The sequence below is a fragment of the Amycolatopsis anabasis genome (assembly GCF_009765355.1).
In the GTDB taxonomy this organism is placed as follows: Bacteria; Actinomycetota; Actinomycetes; order Mycobacteriales; family Pseudonocardiaceae; genus Amycolatopsis; species Amycolatopsis anabasis.
The window spans coordinates 303,781-325,280 of the sequence record NZ_VTHK01000004.1 but is presented as its reverse complement, the minus strand read 5'-3'; the positions used below and the strand labels follow the sequence as shown (position 1 = coordinate 325,280).

17 protein-coding genes are annotated in these 21,500 nt (G+C 71.3%); 7 read left to right on the top strand and 10 right to left on the bottom strand.

Annotated elements, in window-relative coordinates; translation table 11 throughout:
- Positions 1-57: 57 nt before the first annotated feature.
- Both FXO23_RS07735 and FXO23_RS07730 read left to right on the top strand, forming a co-directional pair.
- Positions 58-5,235, top strand: coding sequence for a cupredoxin domain-containing protein (locus FXO23_RS07735; protein WP_158882267.1), 5,178 nt, complete (start codon positions 58-60; stop codon positions 5,233-5,235).
- Between the two features lie 28 nt (positions 5,236-5,263).
- A complete protein-coding gene (locus tag FXO23_RS07730; RefSeq protein WP_158882265.1) occupies positions 5,264-5,965 on the top strand; it encodes a YcnI family protein in 702 nt (233 codons plus the stop codon).
- A gap of 268 nt (positions 5,966-6,233) precedes the next feature.
- Here FXO23_RS07730 and FXO23_RS07725 read toward each other — a convergent pair whose 3' ends face one another.
- Complete coding sequence (locus FXO23_RS07725) at positions 6,234-7,136, bottom strand: effector-associated domain 2-containing protein (protein WP_246257001.1); 903 nt, start codon at positions 7,134-7,136, stop codon at positions 6,234-6,236.
- Positions 7,137-7,237: 101 nt separating this feature from the next.
- Here FXO23_RS07725 and FXO23_RS07720 point away from each other — a divergent pair, with 101 nt between their 5' ends.
- Entirely contained in the window at positions 7,238-7,906 is a 669-nt protein-coding gene (locus tag FXO23_RS07720; protein WP_158882263.1) for a Crp/Fnr family transcriptional regulator, read from the top strand.
- Between the two features lie 105 nt (positions 7,907-8,011).
- Positions 8,012-8,245, top strand: a complete 234-nt coding sequence (locus tag FXO23_RS07715; RefSeq protein WP_158882261.1) for a hypothetical protein — start codon at positions 8,012-8,014, stop codon at positions 8,243-8,245.
- A 65-nt stretch (positions 8,246-8,310) separates the two neighbouring features.
- Here the strand turns inward: FXO23_RS07715 and FXO23_RS07710 are convergent, their stop codons facing one another.
- Positions 8,311-8,754, bottom strand: coding sequence for a YbhB/YbcL family Raf kinase inhibitor-like protein (locus FXO23_RS07710; RefSeq protein ID WP_158882259.1), 444 nt, complete (start codon positions 8,752-8,754; stop codon positions 8,311-8,313).
- Between the two features lie 200 nt (positions 8,755-8,954).
- Here FXO23_RS07710 and FXO23_RS07705 point away from each other — a divergent pair, with 200 nt between their 5' ends.
- Positions 8,955-10,688, top strand: a complete 1,734-nt coding sequence (locus FXO23_RS07705; RefSeq protein ID WP_218951918.1) for an arabinofuranosyltransferase AftB family protein — start codon at positions 8,955-8,957, stop codon at positions 10,686-10,688.
- On the opposite strand, the gene FXO23_RS07700 is transcribed toward FXO23_RS07705, so the two are convergent.
- From FXO23_RS07700 to FXO23_RS07690, 3 genes are all read right to left on the bottom strand, one after another.
- Positions 10,667-11,239: an HAD family acid phosphatase gene (locus FXO23_RS07700; protein ID WP_158882257.1), complete on the bottom strand. Its 573-nt coding sequence runs from the start codon at positions 11,237-11,239 to the stop codon at positions 10,667-10,669. The genes FXO23_RS07705 and FXO23_RS07700 overlap by 22 nt on opposite strands.
- A 221-nt stretch (positions 11,240-11,460) precedes the next feature.
- Complete coding sequence (locus tag FXO23_RS07695) at positions 11,461-12,534, bottom strand: DUF1152 domain-containing protein (protein ID WP_158882255.1); 1,074 nt, start codon at positions 12,532-12,534, stop codon at positions 11,461-11,463.
- A 5-nt stretch (positions 12,535-12,539) separates the two neighbouring features.
- Positions 12,540-12,905, bottom strand: a complete 366-nt coding sequence (locus FXO23_RS07690; RefSeq protein WP_158882253.1) for an ArsR/SmtB family transcription factor — start codon at positions 12,903-12,905, stop codon at positions 12,540-12,542.
- Positions 12,906-12,996: 91 nt separating this feature from the next.
- On the opposite strand from FXO23_RS07690, the gene FXO23_RS07685 reads away from it, so the two are divergent.
- The gene (locus tag FXO23_RS07685) at positions 12,997-14,001 is read left to right on the top strand and encodes a cation diffusion facilitator family transporter (RefSeq protein ID WP_158882251.1); all 1,005 of its coding nucleotides are present in this window, start codon (positions 12,997-12,999) and stop codon (positions 13,999-14,001) included.
- Between the two features lie 148 nt (positions 14,002-14,149).
- Positions 14,150-14,557 (top strand): Hsp20/alpha crystallin family protein, encoded by a 408-nt coding sequence (locus tag FXO23_RS07680; protein WP_158882249.1) that lies wholly within the window; start codon positions 14,150-14,152, stop codon positions 14,555-14,557.
- 290 nt (positions 14,558-14,847) lie between these two features.
- Here the strand turns inward: FXO23_RS07680 and FXO23_RS07675 are convergent, their stop codons facing one another.
- The 5 genes from FXO23_RS07675 to FXO23_RS07655 all read right to left on the bottom strand — a co-directional run bounded on the left by FXO23_RS07675 (position 14,848) and on the right by FXO23_RS07655 (position 21,355).
- Positions 14,848-16,107, bottom strand: coding sequence for a PucR family transcriptional regulator (locus FXO23_RS07675; protein WP_246257000.1), 1,260 nt, complete (start codon positions 16,105-16,107; stop codon positions 14,848-14,850).
- Between the two features lie 150 nt (positions 16,108-16,257).
- Complete coding sequence (locus FXO23_RS07670) at positions 16,258-17,412, bottom strand: PucR-like N-terminal domain-containing protein (RefSeq protein ID WP_246257026.1); 1,155 nt, start codon at positions 17,410-17,412, stop codon at positions 16,258-16,260.
- Positions 17,413-18,112: 700 nt separating this feature from the next.
- Complete coding sequence (locus FXO23_RS07665; protein ID WP_158882245.1) at positions 18,113-18,454, bottom strand: hypothetical protein; 342 nt, start codon at positions 18,452-18,454, stop codon at positions 18,113-18,115.
- Positions 18,451-18,729 (bottom strand): DUF3040 domain-containing protein, encoded by a 279-nt coding sequence (locus tag FXO23_RS07660; protein WP_158882243.1) that lies wholly within the window; start codon positions 18,727-18,729, stop codon positions 18,451-18,453. The genes FXO23_RS07665 and FXO23_RS07660 overlap by 4 nt, the downstream gene beginning before the upstream one ends.
- Positions 18,730-18,808: 79 nt before the next feature.
- Positions 18,809-21,355, bottom strand: coding sequence for a bifunctional FO biosynthesis protein CofGH (locus tag FXO23_RS07655; RefSeq protein WP_246257025.1), 2,547 nt, complete (start codon positions 21,353-21,355; stop codon positions 18,809-18,811).
- Positions 21,356-21,500 lie beyond the last annotated feature (145 nt).

Sequence of the window (21,500 nt, the reverse complement as noted above, 5' to 3'; positions counted from 1 at the left end):
ATGTTCTCGGCCACTCACGGCCGCCGTGCACGCGGCCGCCGTCGTTGTACCCTGCCCGTGGATCGTGACCCGGCACCACCGCCGAGACCCGTCGGCCGGCAAGGCCGCGCCATCGCGATGGTGCTCCTGCTCGCGAGCGCGTTCGCGCTGTGGGGCCACACCGTGGGATTCCCGGCGGAGCATTCCCCGCACCTCGCGGTCGGCGGGCACGCGCTGGGCGTGCTGCTGGACGCCATGCTCGGCGTCCCCTTCGCCACGGCCGCGGTCTGGCTGGCCGGTCGGACCGCCGCGGTGGTCGCCGGGGCCGGGGAGCGCTTCCGCGCGCGGGTGGCCTTCGCCGCGCTGGTCTCGCTGTACTTCGTGCCGTTGTTCGCCCCGCTCGCCGGGATCCTGCGGCCCCTGCACGAAATGCTCGGGCTCGGCGCCCAGATGGCGGCCCATCACCCGGCCGGAGCGGGGCCGAACCTCCCCGAACTCGCCATGAACGGCCTGTGGACCGCGATCGCGGCGCAGCCTTTTGTCCTCACGGTCGCCTTGCTCACCGCCACTCCGGCGATCCGCCGGTCCGGCGCGGGCGGGCGGGGGTGGCGCGCCGGACGGTGGCGGTCGGCCGTCGTGGCGGCGTCGGTGCCGGTGCTGGCCGCCGCACAGCTCGTCGTGCCGATCGCGCCCCCGGCGCCGGTCGCGAGCGCGGCCGAGGACCCGGCGGCCGCCCCGGTCGCCGGCTGCGCGGGCGCGCCCATCCGCACGTACAACGTGCTGGCCATCAACATCGACATCACCGTCGACCGGTTCGGCGACCACGACCCGTTCGGGTTCATGTACGTGCTCGCCGACAAGCTTTCCGAGGTGCGGGCCCAGGAAGCGGCGTTGAAGGCGAACGCGGCCCCCGGTTCCGACGGCCGCGGCGCCAAGGTCGCCTCCGGGCTCGGGCTGGATCCGATCCAGCCGCTGGTGCTGCGCGCCCGGCTCGGGGAGTGCCTGGTGATCAACCTGACCAACCGGCTCACCGATCCACCGCGCGGCGGCCCGGGATTCGGCGACATTCCGGTGCTCACCCAGCCGGGCGGGGTACCGTCGGTTTCCGTCGACATCGCCGGGGTTTCCCATGACGCCGCCGGCGGCAGCGGCGGCCAGGCCGTCGGCAACAACCCGCTCGCGGTCCAGGTCCCGCCCGGTGGCACGCACACCTACCGCTACTTCCTCGACCCGCTGATGGGCGAGGGACCGCGCGTGTTCAGCAGCGGCGGCGACTCCGTCGAGCTGACCGCGCACGGCCTGTTCGGCACCCTGGTGGTCGAGCCGCCCGATTCGACCTGGCTGGACCCGGAAACCGGGGCCGATCGCACGAACGACCCGAAGTTCAACAGCTTCGCGGCGATCATCAGGCCGGGGCGCGGAACGAACTTCCGCGAGTTCGTCCTCGCCTACCACGAGATCGGCAACGAGCAGTTCGCGCTGCGCAGGCCGCCCCGGGATGACGGCAGCCCCACCAACTGCTTCGCCAACCCGGACGGCAACGGCGCCCCGCTGCCGATGCGCGACGAGGGCGGCCTCGCCAACTGCGGCACGGAGACCGAGGGCTACCGCCCCGGCAGCCGGGCGTTGAACTACCGCGCCGAGCCGTTCTTCCGCAGGCAGGAACTGCTCGTCCAGCGAAAGGACGCCGACGAAACCACGCTGCCCGCGAGCGAATCCCTGATGTACGGCTCCTACCTGAACGGCGATCCGGCGACGCCGATCGCGCGGTCGTACCTGGGTGAGCCGACCAAGACCCGGCTCGTGCACGCCGGTTGGGAACAACTGCACGTGCACCACCTGCACGGCGGGGCGGACCGGTGGCCGATGAACCCGAACGCGGTGGCCGACAACTCCGCGAGCGGGCTGCAGAAGTTCCCGCCGACGGGCACGTCGTCGATCAACCTCGACTCGCAGACCATCGGCCCGCGCGAGGGGTACGACCTGCGGCACGAGTGCGGGGCGGGTGGCTGCCAGCAGGCCGCCGCCGACTTCCTCTTCCACTGCCACATCGCCCACCACTACATCGCGGGCATGTGGGGAATCTGGCGGGTCTTCAACACCAGGCAGCCGAACCTGGCGACGATTCCGGGAAGGGCACCAGCACCTGACGCGGTGACCTCGCAGGGCCTGCTCGGCAAGCGGATCGAGGGCAAGACGGTGGTGCCGCGGGCCGGGCTCAACGATCCGAACACCCAGATCGCGGTCGAGGATCTGGTGGAGCGCCAGCTCCCGCCGCCGGGCGTGCCGCGCGACGACACCGACGCGACCGTGCTGGACTGGGTGAACACGGGTCCGCCCTCGGCGCCGCTGTACCTCAACGAACCGGAGGACGACGAGGTCTGGCCGAACTTCGAGTCGGCGACTCCGGGGCAGCGGCAACCGATCCTGTTCAATCCCGGCAACGGCCGACCGGCCAATCCCTGGCTGCGGCCGCATCTGGGCAAGCGGCCACCGTTCGCGCCCGGCCAGCATTCCGGTGCGCCGTATCTCGGGAACACCACCTCGCCGACGAGACCGGACGGGCTGTGCCCGGCGAGCGCGCCGGTGAAGAAGTTCGACATCACCGCGATCAGCGTGCCGATCCAGCAAACCCTCCGGGAGCGAGATGCCAACGGCATGGTCTACGTGCTCAACCAGGACAAGGACCGGGTGATCGCGGACGCGAGATCCGGGGCCAGGTCGCCGGATCCGCTGGTGATCCGGTCGAATGTCGGGGACTGCGTGGAGATCACCTTCTCCAGTGAGCTGGATCCCGCGGTGATGCAGAAGGTCAACATGCACACGCACTTCGTGCAGTTCGACCCGCAGGGTTCGGACGGGGTGATCACCGGGTTCAACTTCGAGCAGTCGGTGTACCAGAACCAGCGGCAGCCGATCACACTCGCCGCGCCGTCCGCGGTGAACGCCCGGCAGCTCACCGTGTCCAGTACCGTCGGCCTCCGTCCCGGGGTCGCCGTCGCGGTGGGCGCGGGGCGGCCGAACATCGAGATCCGCACGATCACCGCGATCAACGGCAACACGCTCACCCTCGACCGCGGGCTCGGCCAGGCCCATGCCGCGGGGGAACGGGTGACGGTGGAGTTCACCCAGCACCGCTGGTATTCCGATGTGGACAGTGGGACCGTGTTCTGGCACGACCACGTGAAGGGGATCGAGTCCTGGTCGCACGGCCTGTTCGCCGCGCACATCATCGAACCGAAGGGATCGACCTACCACGATCCACGAACCGGCAACCAGATCCAGAGCGGCCCGATCGCGGACATCCGCACGACCGGACAGGTCGGCGTCGGCGTGCGCGGCGCGTTCCGGGAATTCATGGTGTTCCTCCACAACGGACGGCGCGGGCGGCCGGAGCTGAACAACCCCAACCTCGGCCGGATGGACCGCAATGCCGGGCAGGAATGCGAGGAGGGCGCCATCAACCTGAGAGCGGCGCCGATCGGGGAACGAACACCACCGGGCGCGGGCGGTGAGCAGCGCCAGGAGTTCAACGGCAGCGTCGGGGAAAACGGTGTCTGCCGCAACGCGATCAGCAACGACCCGGATCCGACCGGCAACAACACGGTGCAGGCCACGGTGACCGCGGTGGATCCGTACGCGTTCTCCTCGGTGAAGTACGGCGATCCGACCACGCCGCTGTTCCGCGCCTACGCCGGTGACCCGGTGGTGATCCGCACGATCGGGGTCGGCGACAAGATCGAGGCGCTGCGGCTGCAGGGCCACCGGTTCGCCCGGGAGCGGTTCAACGCGGACGGGGAACTGGTCGACGCCGCCACCACCGGTATCTCGGAGCGGTTCGACTACGTGCTGGACGGAGGTGCGGGTGGACCGGCCAAGATGGCGGGCGACTACCTGTACTACAGCACCCGCAACTTCGCGTTCGAATCCGGGGCGTGGGGCGTCTTCCGGGTGCACGACCGGCTGGTGCCGGAGCTGCGGCCGCTGCCGGATCGGGCCGCGCCACCGGGTGGCGCCGGATTCCCGATCCTGCGGCCCGCCACGGGAGACACCCAGCAGACACCGGGACCGAACCCGCCGCCACCGTCGCCGGAAGTGATCACTTCGGGTGCGAGCCCGTGTCCCGCCAGCGCGCCGAGGCGTGCGTACGACGTATCGGTGTTCGACATGCCGCTGCCGACCAGGCCGACGAGCGACACCGGCGGCATCGTCTACTCGCTCACCTCCGACCTGGCCGCGATCAAGAACGGCACGAAGAAGGTCGAACCCCTGGTGCTGCGGGCGAACCACGGGGACTGCGTGGAGGTGACGCTGCGGAACCAGATCGCGGCCGGCACACCGTTCGGCGGCACCCGGGCCGGATTCGATCTCGGGAAGCTGCTGTACAACCCGCAGATCTCGGCGGGCACCGCGGTCGGGCTCAACCCGGACACCACCGTCGCCGCCGGGCAGACCATCAGGTACCAGTTCGCGGCCGACAAGCAGCTCGGCACGGCGGTTTTCCAGAACCTGGGCAGCGTGGCCTCGATGCGGCACGGCGCCTACGGCCTGCTGATCGTCGAGCCGGCCGGGTCGACCTGGTCCAACAGCGCGGACAACGCCCCGCTCGGGCCGACCGCGACCAGCACCCAGGCCATCATCCGGTCGTCGAGCGGCAACTTCCGCGAGTTCGCCCTGGCCATGGGCACCACGGACCAGCAGTACGCGCGCAGCATCGTCCCGTACCAGGACGTGGTGGCCGGGGCGGGCGTGAACAGCGTCTTCGCCGGCAACCCGCCGGTCGCGAACCTGGCGTTCAACCAGCTCAACTACGCGACCGAACCACTCACCACGCGGCTGGGACTGAACACGAACCCGCCGAATCCGAACGCGAACTTCGGCGCCGCGTTCTCCTCGAGGCTCTTCGGCGATCCGGCCACCCCGATCTTCCGGACCATAACCGGCGATCCGGTGGTGTTCCGGGTCGGCATCGGGGCGACCGACCAGTTCCACACGTTCGCCCTCGGCGGGCACGTGTTCCCGCAGGAACCGAACATGTGGAACGGCGGCTCGGACCGGCGGTCGCAGCTGCTGGCGTCCCGGTCGGTCACCGCGGGGGAAACGATGGAGGTCGAGGTGGTCGGCGGCGCGGGCGGCACCGCGCGCGACATCGGCGACTACCTGTACGCCAACGGCCGCAAACCGTTCACCGAGGCCGGTATCTGGGGCATCTTCCGGGTGCTGCCGAGCGGCTCCCCCGGGGTGGCCCCGATCTAGGAAGGCGGAACAGGTGATGATCAGGCCAATGGCCAGGGTCGTGGTGACCGCGGGCACCGCGCTGGCGGTGCTCGCCGGGGGCGGCCCGGTCGCCTCCGCGCACGTCACCGTCCACTCGGACGACGCGGTGCGGGGCGGCTTCGCGGAACTGGCGTTCCGGGTGCCGACGGAAGACGACACCGCGGGCACGGTCGAGTTGCGCGTCGCCATCCCGGCCGACCAGCCGATCGCCTCGGTGTCCGTGCGGCCGCATCCGGGCTGGACCTACCAGGTCAGCAAGGTTCCGCCGCCCGCACCGGTGCGGAACCGGCACGGCGAACAGGTGACCGAGGTGGTCCGCGAGATCAAATGGGCGGCGGTGAGCGAGGAGGCCGCGATCAAACCGGGCGAGTACGAGGATTTCCGGGTCTGGGCCGGTCCGCTGCCGGACGCCGATCGGCTGGTCTTCAAGGTCCTGCAGACCTACGAAGACGGCCGGGTGGCGCGCTGGATCGACGTGCCGGCCACCGGGGCCCCGGAGCCGGAGCACCCCGCCCCGGTGCTCGCCCTCGCGGGGAACACCGGTGTCTCGGCGCACGCCCACGGCGGGGCCGCGGCGGCGGGCGCTTCGGCCACGTCCTGGTGGGCCTTCGCGGTCGCCGGGCTGGCCGTGCTGGTGTCCTTCGCCGCCGGCGCGGTCTCGGTCGCCCACCGCAGACGGGGTGACCAGGGTGGCGGTCCGCCCGCGTGATCCCGGAGGTCGTGAGTGTTCGGGCCGGTCAGAGCGGACTCTCATTGGGTCGCCTACTTGTGACCTGGCGTTTCGGATACCGGAACGGGGAACTCGGCCTACCGGAACGGGGAACACACGCGACCAGAACGAGGGACTCGCCGCGGGCGGGGATCCCGCTGGCGCGTGTCCCCCGTTTCGGACGTGCGAGTCCCTCGTTTCGGCAGGCCGAGTTCCCCATTTCGGTAGGTGACCCCCGGGGGCGCCCCCGGGGGTCACGACCCCAGCGTCAGTCGCGGTCGCGGACGAGTTCTTCCACGCGGCGCACGCTGAGCGAATCCCCGTCCAGGGCGCGGATCGCGGTGACCAGTTCGGCCAGGCCGCCCGCGTAGCGTTCGCAGGTGCGGACCAGGGAGAGCACGTGCATCCGGCCGTGGCTGTCGTAGGGCACGGCGCCGGCGATCTCGGGGCGCAGCAGGGAGATCAGTTGCTGGCGGCTGCGGTCGTCGCTGACCACCGGCACCGCCAGCAGGGCGTCGACCAGTTCGAACAGGTCCGGGGCCCGGCGGGGCGCGGCGAGCGCGGCGGGGTCCTCGGGTAACGCGCAGTCGGGCAGCCGCAGCCAGGCGGTGGCGTTGGTCTGCTTCACCGACACGGCGATGCGGCGGTAGGCGGCGGGCTCCGCCGCGGGATCCTGGCGGACCACGTCCTGGTAGAAGGCGTCCGTGGTGATCAGGGCGAGCAGGGCGCCGGTGCGTTCGAGGGCGTTCTTCGCGGGCGGCGCGTCCACCACGCGGCAGGCGAGGTTGAGCGCCTGGCTGACGATGCCGTGGTCGTTCAGGTGCACCTCGCCGGAATTGAGCGCGACGCGCAGCTGCACCCGGGCCTCGGCCGCATGCCGCGCGTTGTACCGGCGCAGCCCGGCGAGCAGCCGCGCGGGCATCTGGTCGACCAGCCAGCCCTTGGGGAATTCCGGCCGGACCAGGATTATCGCGCCGTCCCCGCGATCTTCGATCCGGCATTCCTTCCAGTGCACTCCGGACTCGTCGAACGCCTTGCTCAGCACGTCGTACAGCCCCTCGTGCACGGTGCGCTGGTGCAGTTCGGTCCGGGTGGGATCGGTGAACCGGGCGACGTCGACCACGACGATCGTGCGGTGGTGGGGCTCGCCCTCCCAGATGTGCTCGGTCACGACGTATCACTCCCCATGACACTCGTTCCTTGACGGCATCTCACTTTAAGCGCAGTCGAGTGATCGTAGTTGTGCGCAGCGGCAATAGCACCCACTCTGAGATGGTGAGCAGCCCGGAGAGCTTCTGGGAGAAGCTCGGGCCGGCTGAGCGGGACTCGATCGAGCGGATCGCCACGCGACGCACGTTCGCGCCGGGCGACTTCCTGTGCCACCAAGGTGATCAGACCCGCAACGTGCACGTGGTGCGGTCCGGGCACGTGCGGGTGCTCGCCACCGGCCCGGACGCGCGCGAGGTGGTGATCGCGGTGCGCACCCCGGGCGACGTCATCGGCGAACTCGCGGCCCTGGACAACAGCCCCCGTTCGGCCACGCTGCAGGCGCTCACCCCGGTCGACGTGCTCACCGTGCCCGGCGCCCGGTTCGCCCGGCTGTGCCAAGCCGAACCCCGGCTGTCCTGGGTCCTGCTGGCCGTGATCGCCAACCGGCTGCGCGACGCGGACCGGCAGTGGCTGGAGTTCGGCGGCGGTTCGGTGCTGCGGCGCGTCGCCGCGCTCCTGCTGGAACTGGCCGTGCGGCACGGCAAGCCGACCGGGGTGGGCGTGGAGATCGCGACGCCCGCGACCCAGGACGAACTCGCCGCCACGGTGGCCACCTCCCGCGAATCGCTGGCCCGCGTGCTGCGGGAGCTGCGGGCGCGCGGGCTGATCACCACCGGGCGGCGGCGGGTGACCATTCACCGGATGGCCGAACTCGAACGCCTGGCCCGCTGACATCCCGGTGAACAAAAGCGCCGAGTGTGTCATCTGACGCAGACCGGATCTCCCTTACGCGGTTGCATCGGAACTGCCGCGAAACAAAGGGGGTCAGCGAGAGTCATGGAACCGTTTCTGCCACCACCTCGACCCGGCCGCTGGCGGGTGGGTGTCTACGCCGCGAGCCTGGTCTTCCCGTTCACCGCGGTACAGGTGTGGGCGGTCACGGTCCTGCTCAGCACGGCCAGCCTGCGCGGTCCGGCGAACCTCGCGCTCCTGTTCATCGTCGCCGGCGCGATGGTCGCCGTGCTCGATGGGTGGCGGTGGACCTGGCAACTGAGCCGGGAGACCGGTTAGCCGTCGTTCGCCGTCGCCGGGACCGCAGACCCGAGGGGGGTCGGCGGTCCCTCCTTTGTCCGGGGTCAGCGTTCGAACCGGCCGACCAGGGTGGCCTCGGACAGCACGTGGTCGTCGAGCGCGGTGTGCACCGCACCGGCGTCGGCCCCCGCGGCGAGTCCCAGCGGCCGGTCCGCGGCGTAGAGCCGGAAGAGGTAGTGGTGCGGCGGGTCGCCGACCGGCGGGCGCGGGCCACCCCAGCCGAAGTCGCCGAACCCGTTGCGGCCCGGGGACGCGTCCGCCGGTGGCAGGCCCTCGGCGAGCCCGCCGGTGCCGGGTGAGATGCCGGTCAGCACCCAGTGCGTGAACGTCCCGCCCGGCGCGTCCGGGTCCTCGCACAGCAGGGCGAGTTCCGCGGTGCCGCCGGGAACTCCGGACCATTCCAGGGGCGGGGACACGTTGCCGCCCTCGTAGGAGTAGCGCTCCGGGATCAAGTCCTGATCGCCGAACGCGACGCTGCGCAATTCCATGCCGTCCGGCTACCCGCGATCGCGCCGGGGCACACCCGGCCGGCGAACGAAGGTCAACTTTTCCGGGGGCCGGTGCGTCCTGAAAATGGCAGGCGGAAAGTTCCCGGGTGACGAGGAGCACAGCGATTTCGGCCGTTCGTAGTGAAGACTTGCCGGTTGCCACGCTGATCACGATCGCCCGCGACCGAGAGGTATGAACGATGGTCTCGCCGACGGTCGTCGAGGAGCCGCTGGAACGGGCGCCGGGCCTGCACACCCGGTGGCCGCACGTCGTGATCGCCGCGCTGGCCGTCGCCGTCGTCCTGGTCACCGGGTACACGCATCGCTGGATCTCCGACGACGCGCTCGTCTACCTCCGCCCGGTGCGGAACATCCTCGAGGGCAACGGCCCGGTGTTCAACGCGGGGGAACGGGCCGAGGCCGCCACCGGCACGCTCTGGCAGTGGCTGCTCGCGCTCACCGGCGGGCTCGGGGTGGGCGATCTCGGCCGGATCGCGGTGTTCCTCGGGCTGCTCTGCTCGGCCGCCGCGGTCGCGCTCGGGCTGGACGGCGCCCGGAGGTTGCACGGCCGGACCCCGGTGCTGCTGCCGGCCGGGGTGATCGTGGTGCTCGCGCTGCCCCCGTTCTGGGACTTCGCCACCTCCGGGCTGGAGACCGGGCTCTCGTACGCCTGGATCGCGCTCGCCTGGTGGCTGCTCGTGCGCAACCGCGACGGCCTGCGCGACCGATACCTCACCGCGGTCGTGCTCGGTCTCGGCCCGCTCGTCCGGCCCGATCTGGTGCTGGTGTCGGTCGTCTTCCTGCTCGCCTGGTGGCTGCTGGCCCGGCCGGGCTGGCGCACCGCGCTCGCGTGCGCGGCCGCCGCCGCGGCGCTGCCGGTGGGATACCAGATCTTCCGCATGGGGTACTACGGCGTGCTGGTCCCGTTGCCGGCGATCAGCAAGGAAGCCGGCGATTCGGTGTGGGCCCGCGGGTGGACGTACCTGGCCGATCTGTTCACCGTGCACTGGCTGTGGCTGCCGGTCCTGCTGGTCCTCGCGGCCGGGGTGGCCGCGCTGGGCCGGGCCGCGACGCGCGCCGACTGGATCCTGGTGCTGGCCCCGGTGCTCGCGGGGGTGCTGGCGATCGGCTACGTCGTCAAGGTCGGCGGCGATTTCATGCACGGCCGGATGCTGCTGCCCGGTGTGCTGCTGGTGGTGCTGCCGTTCTTCTCGATACCGCTCACCGCCGGGATCCGGCGTGCCGTGCTGCCGGTGACCGCGGTGTTCCTGGCCTGGACGACCGCCTCGGCGGTGAGCATCCGGGCGCCGTACGCGCCGCAGATCGGCCCGGCCGGGATCGCCGACGAACGCGCCTTCTACACGGCCACGCTCGGTGACGAGACCCCGGATTCCGCGCGGCCGTACGTCGAGCACGTCGGGGACGAGTCGCGAGCGGTCGATCTCGCGATGACCGCGCCCGGCCGCGAACTGGCGTTCGTCGACTACCCGCGGGCCGAGGTCCCGCTCGGGCCGCGGGTGCCCGCCGACGTGGCGGTGGTGTGGCGGCTGCTCGGCACGGCCGGGGAGGTCGTGCCGCTGGACCAGATCGCGATCGACCAGATCGGGCTGGCCTATCCGCTGGCCGCGCATGTGGAACTGACCCGGCACACCCGGGCCGGGCACGAGAAGGTGCTGCCGAACGTCTGGATCCTCGCGGACTACGCCGATCCGGACTACACCACCCCGTACGCGGGCGCCCTGGACGCCGCGCGGCGCGCGTTGCGGTGCGGCGACCTGGCCGAGTTGCGGGAATCGGTGCGGGCGCCGATGACCTGGGGCCGGTTCTTCGGCAACCTCTTCGGCGCGCCGCGCCGGACCGCGCTGCGGTTCCCGGTGAATCCCGTTGAGGCGGAACGGAAGTTCTGCGGCAGTCAGTCCAGTTGGCCGTCGTAGTCGGGCAGTTTGAAGGTGCGCTCGGCGTGCCCGCCGACGAGGTCGGTGTCGTTGTTGCCGATGTTCGCGACGATCGTGTACCCGAGTTCCTCGATCGCGATGCGCGCCTTGGTCTTCGGCACGTTCAGCGGATCCGGGGACAGCGCCGGGCGCAGGTAGAGCCCGTCGACCGGGTAGCCGACGCGGTCCAGGTTCGACTTCGTCAGCGCGCGCAGGAAGTCGGGGCGCCCGGTCACGAAGAACACCGCGGCGCCTTGGTTCTTGGCCCGCCGCACCAGATCCAGCGTCGGCGGGAGGGCGGGGACGGTGAACGCGTCGAAGTGGTACTTGGTCTCCAGGCTGGTGTTGTCGATGTCCAGCACGATCGCCGGTTTCCCGCCGGGGCGGCCGAGCCGCTCGGTGAGGTAGGCCGACGCGGGTTCGGTCACCGCCCGCACGTCGGCGACCCAGGTTTCGTAGGGCGGCAGGGCGGGCGCGGCGCTCGCGGCCGGTGCGGACAGGCCGAGGAAGGCGGCGAGGGCGAGGAGCAGGGTGGCGATGCGGGAAGTCATGCGCGGGACCCTAGTGAGCCCAGGATACGAAAAGGTGAATTTCTTTCAGGTGCGGCCGAAATGTCCAGAATAGACAGGAAACCGGCCGGACGTGACAGTTCACGTCCGGCCGGGTCCGGCATCCGAAGCGTTGGACGCGCCGCGACATCCGCGGCGCGGAAGTGCAATGTTGCCGGGGAATTCCGGGTCGCGCCAGCACCCGAACGGGTGGCCACGCCCGGTTAGCGCACGTGGTAAAGCGGTGGCAGATAACGATTCGGCCGCGCGCGGGTGAGCAGCTGGCGGAGTCCGGCCAGGGACGGCGGATCGGTGGCGCCGACGAGTTCGGCCAGCCGCCGGACGCTGAGGTAGTCGGCGCCGCGCCGGTTCGCTTCCATGGCGTGCTTGTCGACCGCGGCCAGGGTCGCGGGCCGCGCGGCGGGGCGCGACCGGGCCTTGGCGCGTTCGTAGTCGAGTTCGGAAGTGCCGCGCAGTTCCCGGATCCGGGCCTCGGCTTCGGCGAGGCTTCCGGTGCCGGTGAGCGTGCGCGCCGCCGACGCGGACACCGCGCGGCGCACGTCGACTTCGTACACCCGGGCGCTGAGTTCGCTCAACGACACGGTGTTCCCGGCGTCGCGCACCTCGACCGCGCCCCGGATCCCGCGCGCCGCCGCGGCCAGCATTCCGCTCGCCTCCGACGGATGCCAGGTGAAAACCCGTTCGAACGGCTGGAAATCCTCCCGGGTGAGCGGCGGAAGTTCCCGTGCGCCAAGAAGATCGAGCCGCTCCAGTGCCTCGCGTTCGGTCAGCTCGCCGTCCAGGGCGAGCCCGGTCACGAGCAGCCGCGCGGGGCGGTCTGCGAGCGAACATGCCGCGAGCGCGAGGAAATCGGCGAGCGGGCTGCGCAGACCCGGCTCGTGCCCGCCCGCCACGGCGTCCCCGCCGACGTCCACGAGCACCAGTTCGCCCGCGCCGAAGTGCTCGGCGGCCGCGGCGATCCGCGCGGCCATCCCGATCGCGCCGTCGACGGGATCCAGCAACAGGAACCGCGCGGGAAGCCCGGCGGCGAGCCCGGGCAGCGACGAACCGCCGGGCGGGCGGACCGCGGTGGACGGCAGCACCTCGTGCACGTCCCCGGCCAGGGCCCGCAGGCCGGTGAACTCGTCGCGGCCCCGCGGACCGGGCAGCGGATCGACCACGAGCCGGTCCCACGAGTAGCTCAGCACGACCGGCGGCGCGGCGATCCGTGCGGCGAGCACGGCCGCGGCGATCGCGTCCCCGCCGCCGCCCGCGGCGATCGCCAACGCTGAGGGCATCGGGGTCAGCCCGCGTCGGCGGCGGGGAACTCGCGCAGCCCGAGGCGGAGGTGCTCGATGTGGTACACGGCCTCGTCGAGCAGCATCGCGACGTGCGAGTCGTAGAGGCTGTACACGATGCTGCGCCCGCGGCGCTGCCCGGTGACCAGGCTCAGCGCCCGCAGCAGCCGGAGCTGGTGGGACACCGCGGACTGCTCCATGCCGACCGCCTCGGCGAGTTCGGCGACGGCGCAGGGGCCCTTGCGCAGGCGGGTGAGGATCAGCAGGCGGGAGGGTGTCGCGAGCGCCTGCAGGGTGGCGGCGACGGTCGCCGCGCTCTCGGCGTCCAGTTCCGCCGGGGGAGGTGGTTTGCCCGCTACGCCGTGACCCATGCGAACAGTCTATGTCCGCACACACATGAAGACATCTTCAGATGTATGCACTAACGTGGTCGCGACGGTCGATCGGGAGGACGGCACGGCGATGAACGCAGCGAGCGGCCACGGACATGGACACGGCCACGGTCACGGGCACGGATCCGGTGGATTGTCCCGGTTGCGGCACCTCGGGAAACCGCACAGCCATGACGCGGCGGACCGGGTGGACGCCGCGCTGGAGGCGAGTTCGGCGGGACTGCGCGCGTTGTGGATCTCGCTCGGCGTCCTGGCGGTGACCGCGTTGAGCCAGGGGGTCGTGGTGGCGCTGTCCGGTTCGGTGGCGCTGCTGTCGGACACGCTGCACAACCTGGCCGACGCGCTGACCGCGGTGCCGGTCGGGATCGCGTTCCTGCTCGGCCGCCGGCCCGCGACCCGGCGGTTCACCTACGGATTCGGGCGGGCCGAGGACATCGCGGGCGTGGTGGTGGTCCTGGTCATCGCCGGATCGGCGGTCGCCGCGCTCGTCGAATCCTTGCGCAGGCTGGCCGATCCGGCCCCGATGTCCCACCTGCCCGCGGTCGCGGTGGCCGCGCTGGCCGGGTGCGCGGGCAACGAGATCGCCGCGCAGGTGCGCATCCGCACCGGGCGCCGGATCGGGTCCGCGGCCCTGGTGGCGGACGGGTTGCACGCGCGCACGGACGCGGTGACCTCGCTTGCGGTCCTGCTCTCGGCGGGCGGGGCCGCGCTCGGCTGGCGGTGGGCGGATCCGGTGGCCGGGCTGCTGATCGCCGCGGCGATCGCGGTGGTGACGTGGTCGGCGGCGAAGCAGGTGTTCGCGCGGCTGATGGACGCGGTCGATCCGGAGCTGATCGAACTCGCGCACGGCGAGCTCGCCGGGATGGCGCAGGTGCGCCGGGTGGACCGGGTCCGGTTGCGCTGGATCGGGCACACGTTGCACGCGGAAGTCGAGATCGCCGTGCGGCCGACGCTGCCGTTCGCGGCCGCGCACCGGATCGCGCACGAGGCGGAACACCTGCTGTGCGAACGGGTTCCGCGATTCTCCGGGGCGACCGTGCACGTCCATCCGGACAACGCGCACGCCGCCGCTTGAGCGGTTGCTCATCTGTCCATAGTGGACTCATGCACGTGCAACCGGGGTCTTTGTGCCCCGGTGACAGGTGCCCGACTCCTCTGCCCCGGCGGTGACCGCTGGTAGTTCCCTGGGAACCGCTGGCGACAACGTCGAGAGGAGATGCGCGATGACATCCCTGATGCCGCGGAGTTCGCTGCTGCCGGACGTGCTGCACTGGCTGGAGTCGGAGTTCCCGTTCGGTGACCGCCACGTGGTGCGGATCGAGGACTACACCGCGGACGGCAAGTACGTGCTGCGTGCCGAACTGCCGGGCCTGGACCCGGAACGTGACATCAAGATCACCGTCGAAGGCGACCAGCTGACCATCGAGGCCCAGCGGATCGAGGAGAAGAAGAGCAAGTCGCACAGCGAGTTCCGCTACGGCGCGTTCTCGCGGCGGGTGCACCTGCCCGCCGGCTGCGACCCCGCCGCCGTCGAAGCGCGGTACGTCTCGGGGATTCTCGAAATCGCCGTGCCGATCAGGGAAACGACCGAGGCGCGGCAGGTCCCGATCGCCACCGGCACCACCCAGTGACCCAGCCCCGGGGCGGCGGTGCCGACCCACCCGCCGCCCCGGCCGGCCCAAACACTCACGACCCCCGGTACCAGTGCCCTCCCGTGTGCACGGGAACCTGCCGTGGCGGGGAAGTGCCGCCGTGATGCGGCCCGAAAGTGCGCGCGCTTTCGACGCGACCGAGCGAGGCGGCCCACCCGAATTGTCACCCCGCGACGGGAGCCCGCGGGGGCAGCGATGACTAATCGCCCCAACCGGTCACGACCCCAGCACTCGGTTCCCCACCGGCACAAGGGAGCCGAAGCCCCGGATCAGCCCAACAGCCGGGTGGCGCGGAGCGCGAGGATCAGCTGGAACCGCTGTTCGGGGTCCTCCAGGCGTTGCCCGAAGTGGGTCTCCAGTTCCTGCACCCGCGCGCGGACCGTCTGCGGGTGCACCGAAAGCCGTTCCGCCACCTCCCGCACGTTGCCCCGCGTCTCCAGCCACGCGAGCAGCGTGTCGGCGAGCCGTTCGCGCCGCTTCTCGCTCAGCCCGGCCAGCGGGGCGAGCATCCGGTCCGCCAGTTCCTGCACCAGGAACGGATCGCTGAGCAGCCACAGCTCGGCCAGGTGCTGCTCGCACCAGGTGACCTCCTTCCGCGGCAGCGCGCCGGACTTGACCTGGAGCAACGCCTGCCGGGCCCAGCGCAGGGACCGCGCGGCGTCCGCGAGCGGGACCTCCGGCCCGATCGCCGCCCGCCACCCGGCGAGCCCGGCTTCCAGGCGCGCCCGGTGCTCCTCCCGCGGCGCGGGCAGCACCACGCACGGCGCCTCGCCTTCGAGGTCCAGCAACGCTTCCTCGCCGAGCCGGGGCGCCACCGGCTCACCGGCGTCCGCGGGCGCCTCGAGCGCGATCGTCACGACCTTCTCCGGCACCGCCCATCCCGCGGCGGACGCCAGCGACGCGATCGCCGGTGCGGACGCGGCCGGTTCCGCGAGGACCAGGTCCAGCAGCCGCCGCCGGCGGCGTTCGAGCGTGCCCGCGGCGTAGGCCTGCGCCGAGGCGTGCCCTTCCACCGACAGCGCCGACAACTCGTCGAGATACGCGAACACGGCCTCGGCCAGCAGGTACAACGTCTGCGCCGGAAGCCCCGCGCGGGAGCCGATTTCCGACATCCGCCGCCACGCGACGCGGGCGCCCACCCGGTAGGCGGTCTGCAGCACGTCCATGCTGCGGCCGTGGCGCATCTCGTGCCGGCCCAGCAGCCGGAACGTCCGGCGCCGGTCCTCGGGCGCGTCCGGATCGCCGAGCCGGTCCAGGAACTGGTGGATGGCCTGCTGCACGTTGGTGGTGATGACGGCCCCGAATTCACCCTGCAGCGGGCGCGCGTACTCCGGCACCGTCCGCTGGATCTCCGCGAGGATCGCATTCGTGGTTTCCCGCACGGTGGGCCGGAAAACATTCGCGAGTTCGCGGGGAAGCAGCGACCACAACCTGATCGTCCGGCCGCTTTCGCCACCGGATGCGCCCGCCAGCAGGGAGTCGTATGCCGCGTCGGTGTGCCTCGGCGGCTCGCCCCGAGGGTCGGTCACACTGATCACCACAATCGGAGAAAGGGGGTCGGGGCGCCGAATATACCGCCGATTTCGGTTAATCAGCGGTGGTGAATAAAGGTGATCTCGTTCTTTGTGAGAAGTGCCAGTAATTCCCGTCCCGCTATTCACCCGGAGGTGAGCAACCGATCAGTTCCCGCTGGTGAGCCGTTCGGCGCGCAACGCGATTTCCAGGTTGAGCCGCTCGTCCGCGTCGTTGAGCCGGTCCCCGAAAAGCTCCTCGAGCTGGTGCATCCGGTACCGGATGGTCTGCGGATGCACGTTCAGCTTCGCGGCCAGTTCCGGCGCGCTGCCGCGTTGCTGCAGCCAGACGAGCAGGGTCTCGCTCAGCCGGGCGCGCTGCTTCACGGTGAGCCCGTCGAACGGCGCCAGGCTGCGGGCGCTCAGCTCCCGGACCAGGAACTCGTCGCTGAGCAGCCACAACGTGGAGAGGTGGTCGGCGCACCAGGTGACCGGGGCGTCGTCGAGGACCCCGCGCTGCACCAGCGTCATGGCCCGGCGGGCCCAGCGCAGCGAGACGCCCGCGTCGCTGAGCCGCACGCGGGGGCCGACCGCGGCCCGCCAGCCGTGCAGTTCGGCTTCGAGCTGGCCGAGATCACGAGCCGGATCGGTGGTCAGCAGGCAGGGGGCGGCGCCTTCGAGGTCCATCAGCACCTCCCCGTCCACCGCGGGCGTGCCGAGTTCGTGCTGGTCGGAGCGTGGTTCCAGGGCGATCAGGGTGACCCACTCCGGCAACCGCCAGCGGGCGGCGGCGGCCAGGCTGGCGATCGCCTGCGGGGACGCGGGCGGTTCGGCGAGGATCAGTTCGAGCAGCCGCCGCCGGCGCCGCGCCATCGTGCCCGCCGCGCGCACCTGCTGCGCGGTGTAGCCCTCAATGGACAGCGCGGAGATCTCGTCGACGTAGGCGAAGATCGCCTCGGCACAGACGCACAGGATGTCCGGGCCGACGCCCTGGGACTGCCCGAATTCGGCGACGTGCCGCCAGGCGACCCGGCCGCCGACCCGGTAGGCGGTCTGCAGGCAGTCGAGGCTGCGGCCCTCGTTGAACTCGATCTTGCCGAGTTTCCGGAAGACCTGGCACCAGGCCTCCTGCGGCGCCGCGGGATCGCCGAAGTTGTCCAGGCAGTACAGGATCGCCTGCTGCACGCCGCGCGTGATGACCTCGCCGAACGGGCCTTCCAGCGGCTGCGCGTACTCCGGGATGGCGCGCTGGATCTCGTGCACCATCGCCCGCGCCATGGGATCGGCGTGCGGGCGGAACCGTTCGGCCAGCTCACGCGGCATCGACGACCACAGCCGCCGCGACCGGCTGAACCCGGTCACCTCGACGTCGGGCGCGGTGCGCGGCCGCGGAGTGTCCGGCACCCGTACGGCCGAAACCTCCGTCTCCGGACGGAATCGGTAGGAACTGTTCGGTCTCATGCCGGTCATGCGCGTGGTACCCACATCGGTCCCCAAGTTCGCCTCTGGTAGCAACAAAATCGGTGTCTTCGCCGTCGAAGGTGATCGGGATTTTGTGGCTCGCGTAACTTAATTTCGGGCCGTGGGACCTGTCAACACGGCGGTTGTCGTCCCCCTTCGAGCACCTTGGCAATACACCCGATCGGGTGGTTTGCGAAGGGGGAGTTGATAGTTTTGTGAACAGGGACACGACCGGAGGTGACAAGTTTCGCGCCGAGCTCCGATGCTGGTGAGCGCGTTCCTCGTATGCGGCGACGATGATCGTTCAACCTTCAATCATCCTCGGCTCGATCCGCTGCTCGAGAGCCGTCGGCAGGGTACGGCCGGGGCGGTGCCGATTGTATGATATTGGGAAAATCATTCGCGTTCTACCGTGATCCGTTCCCCGCGAATGGCGCCAGGATAGTTGCCGAGTCGGCAAATTGACATGCCCGGGAAAAACAATCACGCACGATCGGGTCGAATGGTCACGGACCCGTACGAGCATGACAATTTCCGAAAGGCTGCCGGACAATCCGCGGTTCTAGGCGGGCCGGGCCTCCAGCACCACCAAGGGCGTGCCCTGCTGGCAGGTGGTGGCCGTCCCGCGGTCCACCCGGCCCCGGACCACCACGTCCCGCCCGGGCGGCAGCGCCTCCGCGCGGCCGATCAGCAGGTACTCCGTGCCGTCCGCGGGCAGCACCAGGCAGCCCGCCTCCACTCCCGGCCGGACCACTCCGCGCACGGTCCGCTCGGGCGCGGGCGGCGGCGTGCTGCTCGTGGTCCCGCGCTGCTCCGGCTGGTTCGGCGGGGTGGCGGCATCGCCGCAGGCCGCCAGCGCGAAGGCCGCGGCGGCCAGCACGACCGGGACCGGGCGGCCGGTCACGGGGGCTCCTCGCCGGGGCGGTGCGCCACGTGCAGCCAGACCGCGGCACTCAGGACGCCCACGCCGAGCAGGATCAGGCCGGAAGCGCCGAGCAGCAGGCCGGACACGAGCAGCATGCCCGCCAGCAGGTCCAGCCCGACGCGCAGCCACCGTCGCAGCCGGTGGTTGGGCGGCAGCGTGCCATCCCGCAAGGCGTGCGCGAGCTCCGGATCGCTCGCCTCGAACCACTGCTCGATCTTGTCGAGCTCCTGCCGCTCATGCCGACTGAAGAACATAACGACCCGTGCTCCCGCGAGGCGCCTACTCGTTGCTCCCGGCTACCCCGCCCCGGCGCACCGCAAACGCGCGCGGCGATCAGGTCAGCAGCGGGAGGCGGCGGACCGCCCGGGCGACGCCGTCGCTCGCTTGCGCGGCGGCGATCCGCTCCGGCGACGGCGTGCCGTAACCGGTGGTGCGCTGGCGCAACGGGCGGCCCAGCGGTTCCACCAGGGACGCCAGATCGCTGATCGTCTTGTAGGAGCCGTGCGAGGCGCCGGCCATCCGGCTGATCGTCTCCTCCATGAGCGTCCCGCCGAGGTCGTTCACCCCGCCCTGGAGCACCGCGCGGCAGCCCTCTTCGCCGAGCTTCACCCACGAGCACTGGATGTTGTCGATCATCCCGTGCAGCAGCAGCCGCGCCAGCGCGTGCACCGCCCGGTTCTCCCGCAGCGTCGGGCCCGGCCGGGCCAGCCCGGCCAGGTAGATCGGCGAGCTCTGGTGGATGAACGGCAGCAGCACGAACTCGGTGAACCCGCGCCTCCCGGTGGTTTCCAGCGCGCGCCGCTGGAGATCGGCGATCAGCTTGAGGTGGCCGACCCAGTGCGCCGGGGTGTCCACGTGGCCGTACATCATCGTCGACGTCGTCGGGATGCCCAGCCGGTGCGCGGCGGTGATCACCTCGATCCAGGTGGCGGTGGGCAGTTTGCCCTTGGTGAGCACCCACCGCACGTCGTCGTCCAGGATCTCCGCGGCCGTGCCCGGCAGACTGTCCACTCCGGACTCATGTGCCCGCGCCAGCCAGTCCTCGATGGACAGGTTGGTGCGGGAGGCGCCGTTCACGACCTCCATCGGGCTGTACGAGTGCAGGTGGATCTCCGGCTGCCGCTTCTTGACCTCCCGCGCCAGATCGAAGTACGCGGTGCCGGGCAGGTCCGGGTGGATGCCGCCCTGCATGCAGATCTCGGTGGCCCCGGCCGCCCACGCCTCGTCCACCCGGTCGCCGACCTGGGACAGCGAGAGCGTGTACGCGTCGGCGTCGGTGCGCCGCTGGGCGAACGCGCAGAACCGGCAGCCGGTGTAGCAGACGTTGGTGAAGTTGATGTTGCGCGTGACCACGAACGTCACGTCGTCGCCGGACACCGCGCGCCGCAGGTCGTCGGCGATCCGGGCCAGCGCGTCGAGTTCCGGGCCGTCCGCGTGCAGCAGCGCCAGCGCCTCGTCGTCGGACAGTCCGGCGGGGTCTTTTTCCGCCTTGCGCAAGGCATCCCGGATGTCGGCGTCGAACCGGGCCGGGCCGCTCTTGATGTTCCCGGCGATCTCCGACCAGTCGCCGTACACCGAATCGAAGTCGCTGCGCCGATCCTCGGTGCGCCCGGTGGTGTCCACCTCGACGTGCAGATCGGTTCGCCCGGATTCCTGCCAGCCGCCGTCCGGCTCCTGCCACGGAATCCCTTTCACCACGACGTTTTCCTTGACCAGACCGGTCTCCGGCTCGGCCAGCGCGTCGACGTGCGCGCGCAGCCGGGGATCCAGCCACGGCTCGCCCGCCCGGACGTACTCGGGGTAGATCGGCAGCCGCTCGCGCATGGTGAAGCCGAGCGCCTCGGTGCGCCGGGTCAGCTCGTCGATCTGCGGCCAGGCGCGCTCCGGGTTCACGTGGTCCGGGGTGATCGGGGAAACCCCGCCCCAGTCGTCGATCCCGGCGCGCAGCATGGTCTCGTACTGCTGGCCGATCAGGTTCGGCGGCGCCTGGAGGCGCATCTTCGGCCCGAGCACCAGGCGGGCCACCGCGATGGTCGCGGCCAGCTCCTCCAGGGTGGCGTCCGGGGTCGCGCGCATCTTGGTGTCCGGCTTCGCGCGGAAGTTCTGCACGATCACTTCCTGGATGCCGCCGTAGGTGCGGGCCACCTTGCGGATCGCGAAGATCGAATCGGCGCGTTCGGTGTAGTTCTCCCCGATGCCGATCAGGATGCCGGTGGTGAACGGCACCGAGCTGCGCCCGGCGTCCTCCAGCACCCGCAGACGCACGTCGGGGTCCTTGTCCGGTGAGCCGTAGTGCGGCCCGCCCTTCTCGGTGAACAGGCGGCGCGCGGTGGTCTCCAGCATCATGCCCATCGACGCGGCGACCGGCTTGAGCCGCTGCAGGTCCTGCCAGGACATCACCCCGGGGTTGAGGTGCGGCAGCAGCCCGGTCTCTTCGAGCACGCGGATCGCCATCGCCCGCACGTAGGAGTGCGTGTCGTCGTAGCCGTGCGCGTCCAGCCATTCGCGCGCGGCCTGCCAGCGGTCCTCCGGGCGGTCGCCGAGCGTGAACAGCGCCTCGGTGCAGCCCATTTCGGCGCCCTTGCGCGCGATGTCGAGCACCTCGTCGGGGGACATATACGGCGAGTCCACCCGGCCGGGCACGGTGACGAAGGTGCAGTAGCCGCAGCGGTCGCGGCACAGGCGAGTCAGCGGGATGAACACGGATTTGCTGTAGGTGACGACCCCCGGCCGCCCGAGGGCGGCGAGTCCGGCGTCGCGCACCCGCGCGGCGTGGCCGGAGAGGGTCTCCAGGTCGGCGCCGCGGGCCTGGAGCAGCACGGCGGCCTCGTCCAGGTCGAGCGTCTTGCCGTCGCGCGCGCGGGCCAGCGCGCGGCGCATCGCGGAGGCGGTGGGCGCGGTCTCGGCGTGATCAAGGGCCATGGTCCCGACGCTAGAACCGCGCGCCGAGCCGCTGCCAGCGCTGAAACGGGTGCACCCCGGTCGCATGCTGTGATCCGGGTCGTTTCCCCAGCTCAGGATGGCC

Bases quoted from the DNA above. Each gene is read 5' to 3' on its own strand.
- FXO23_RS07700 (WP_158882257.1), bottom strand. From the start codon at position 11,239: ATGACTTCCCGCATCGCCACCCTGCTCCTCGCCCTCGCCGCCTTCCTC.
- FXO23_RS07695 (WP_158882255.1), bottom strand. From the start codon at position 12,534: ATGCCCTCAGCGTTGGCGATCGCCGCGGGCGGCGGCGGGGACGCGATC.
- FXO23_RS07710 (WP_158882259.1), bottom strand. From the start codon at position 8,754: ATGGAATTGCGCAGCGTCGCGTTCGGCGATCAGGACTTGATCCCGGAG.
- FXO23_RS07685 (WP_158882251.1), top strand. From the start codon at position 12,997: ATGAACGCAGCGAGCGGCCACGGACATGGACACGGCCACGGTCACGGG.
- FXO23_RS07690 (WP_158882253.1), bottom strand. From the start codon at position 12,905: ATGGGTCACGGCGTAGCGGGCAAACCACCTCCCCCGGCGGAACTGGAC.
- FXO23_RS07670 (WP_246257026.1), bottom strand. From the start codon at position 17,412: ATGCCGCGTGAGCTGGCCGAACGGTTCCGCCCGCACGCCGATCCCATG.
- FXO23_RS07705 (WP_218951918.1), top strand. From the start codon at position 8,955: ATGGTCTCGCCGACGGTCGTCGAGGAGCCGCTGGAACGGGCGCCGGGC.
- FXO23_RS07730 (WP_158882265.1), top strand. From the start codon at position 5,264: ATGGCCAGGGTCGTGGTGACCGCGGGCACCGCGCTGGCGGTGCTCGCC.
- FXO23_RS07680 (WP_158882249.1), top strand. From the start codon at position 14,150: ATGACATCCCTGATGCCGCGGAGTTCGCTGCTGCCGGACGTGCTGCAC.
- FXO23_RS07720 (WP_158882263.1), top strand. From the start codon at position 7,238: ATGGTGAGCAGCCCGGAGAGCTTCTGGGAGAAGCTCGGGCCGGCTGAG.
- FXO23_RS07660 (WP_158882243.1), bottom strand. From the start codon at position 18,729: ATGTTCTTCAGTCGGCATGAGCGGCAGGAGCTCGACAAGATCGAGCAG.
- FXO23_RS07655 (WP_246257025.1), bottom strand. From the start codon at position 21,355: ATGCGCCGCGCGCTGGCCCGCGCGCGCGACGGCAAGACGCTCGACCTG.
- FXO23_RS07715 (WP_158882261.1), top strand. From the start codon at position 8,012: ATGGAACCGTTTCTGCCACCACCTCGACCCGGCCGCTGGCGGGTGGGT.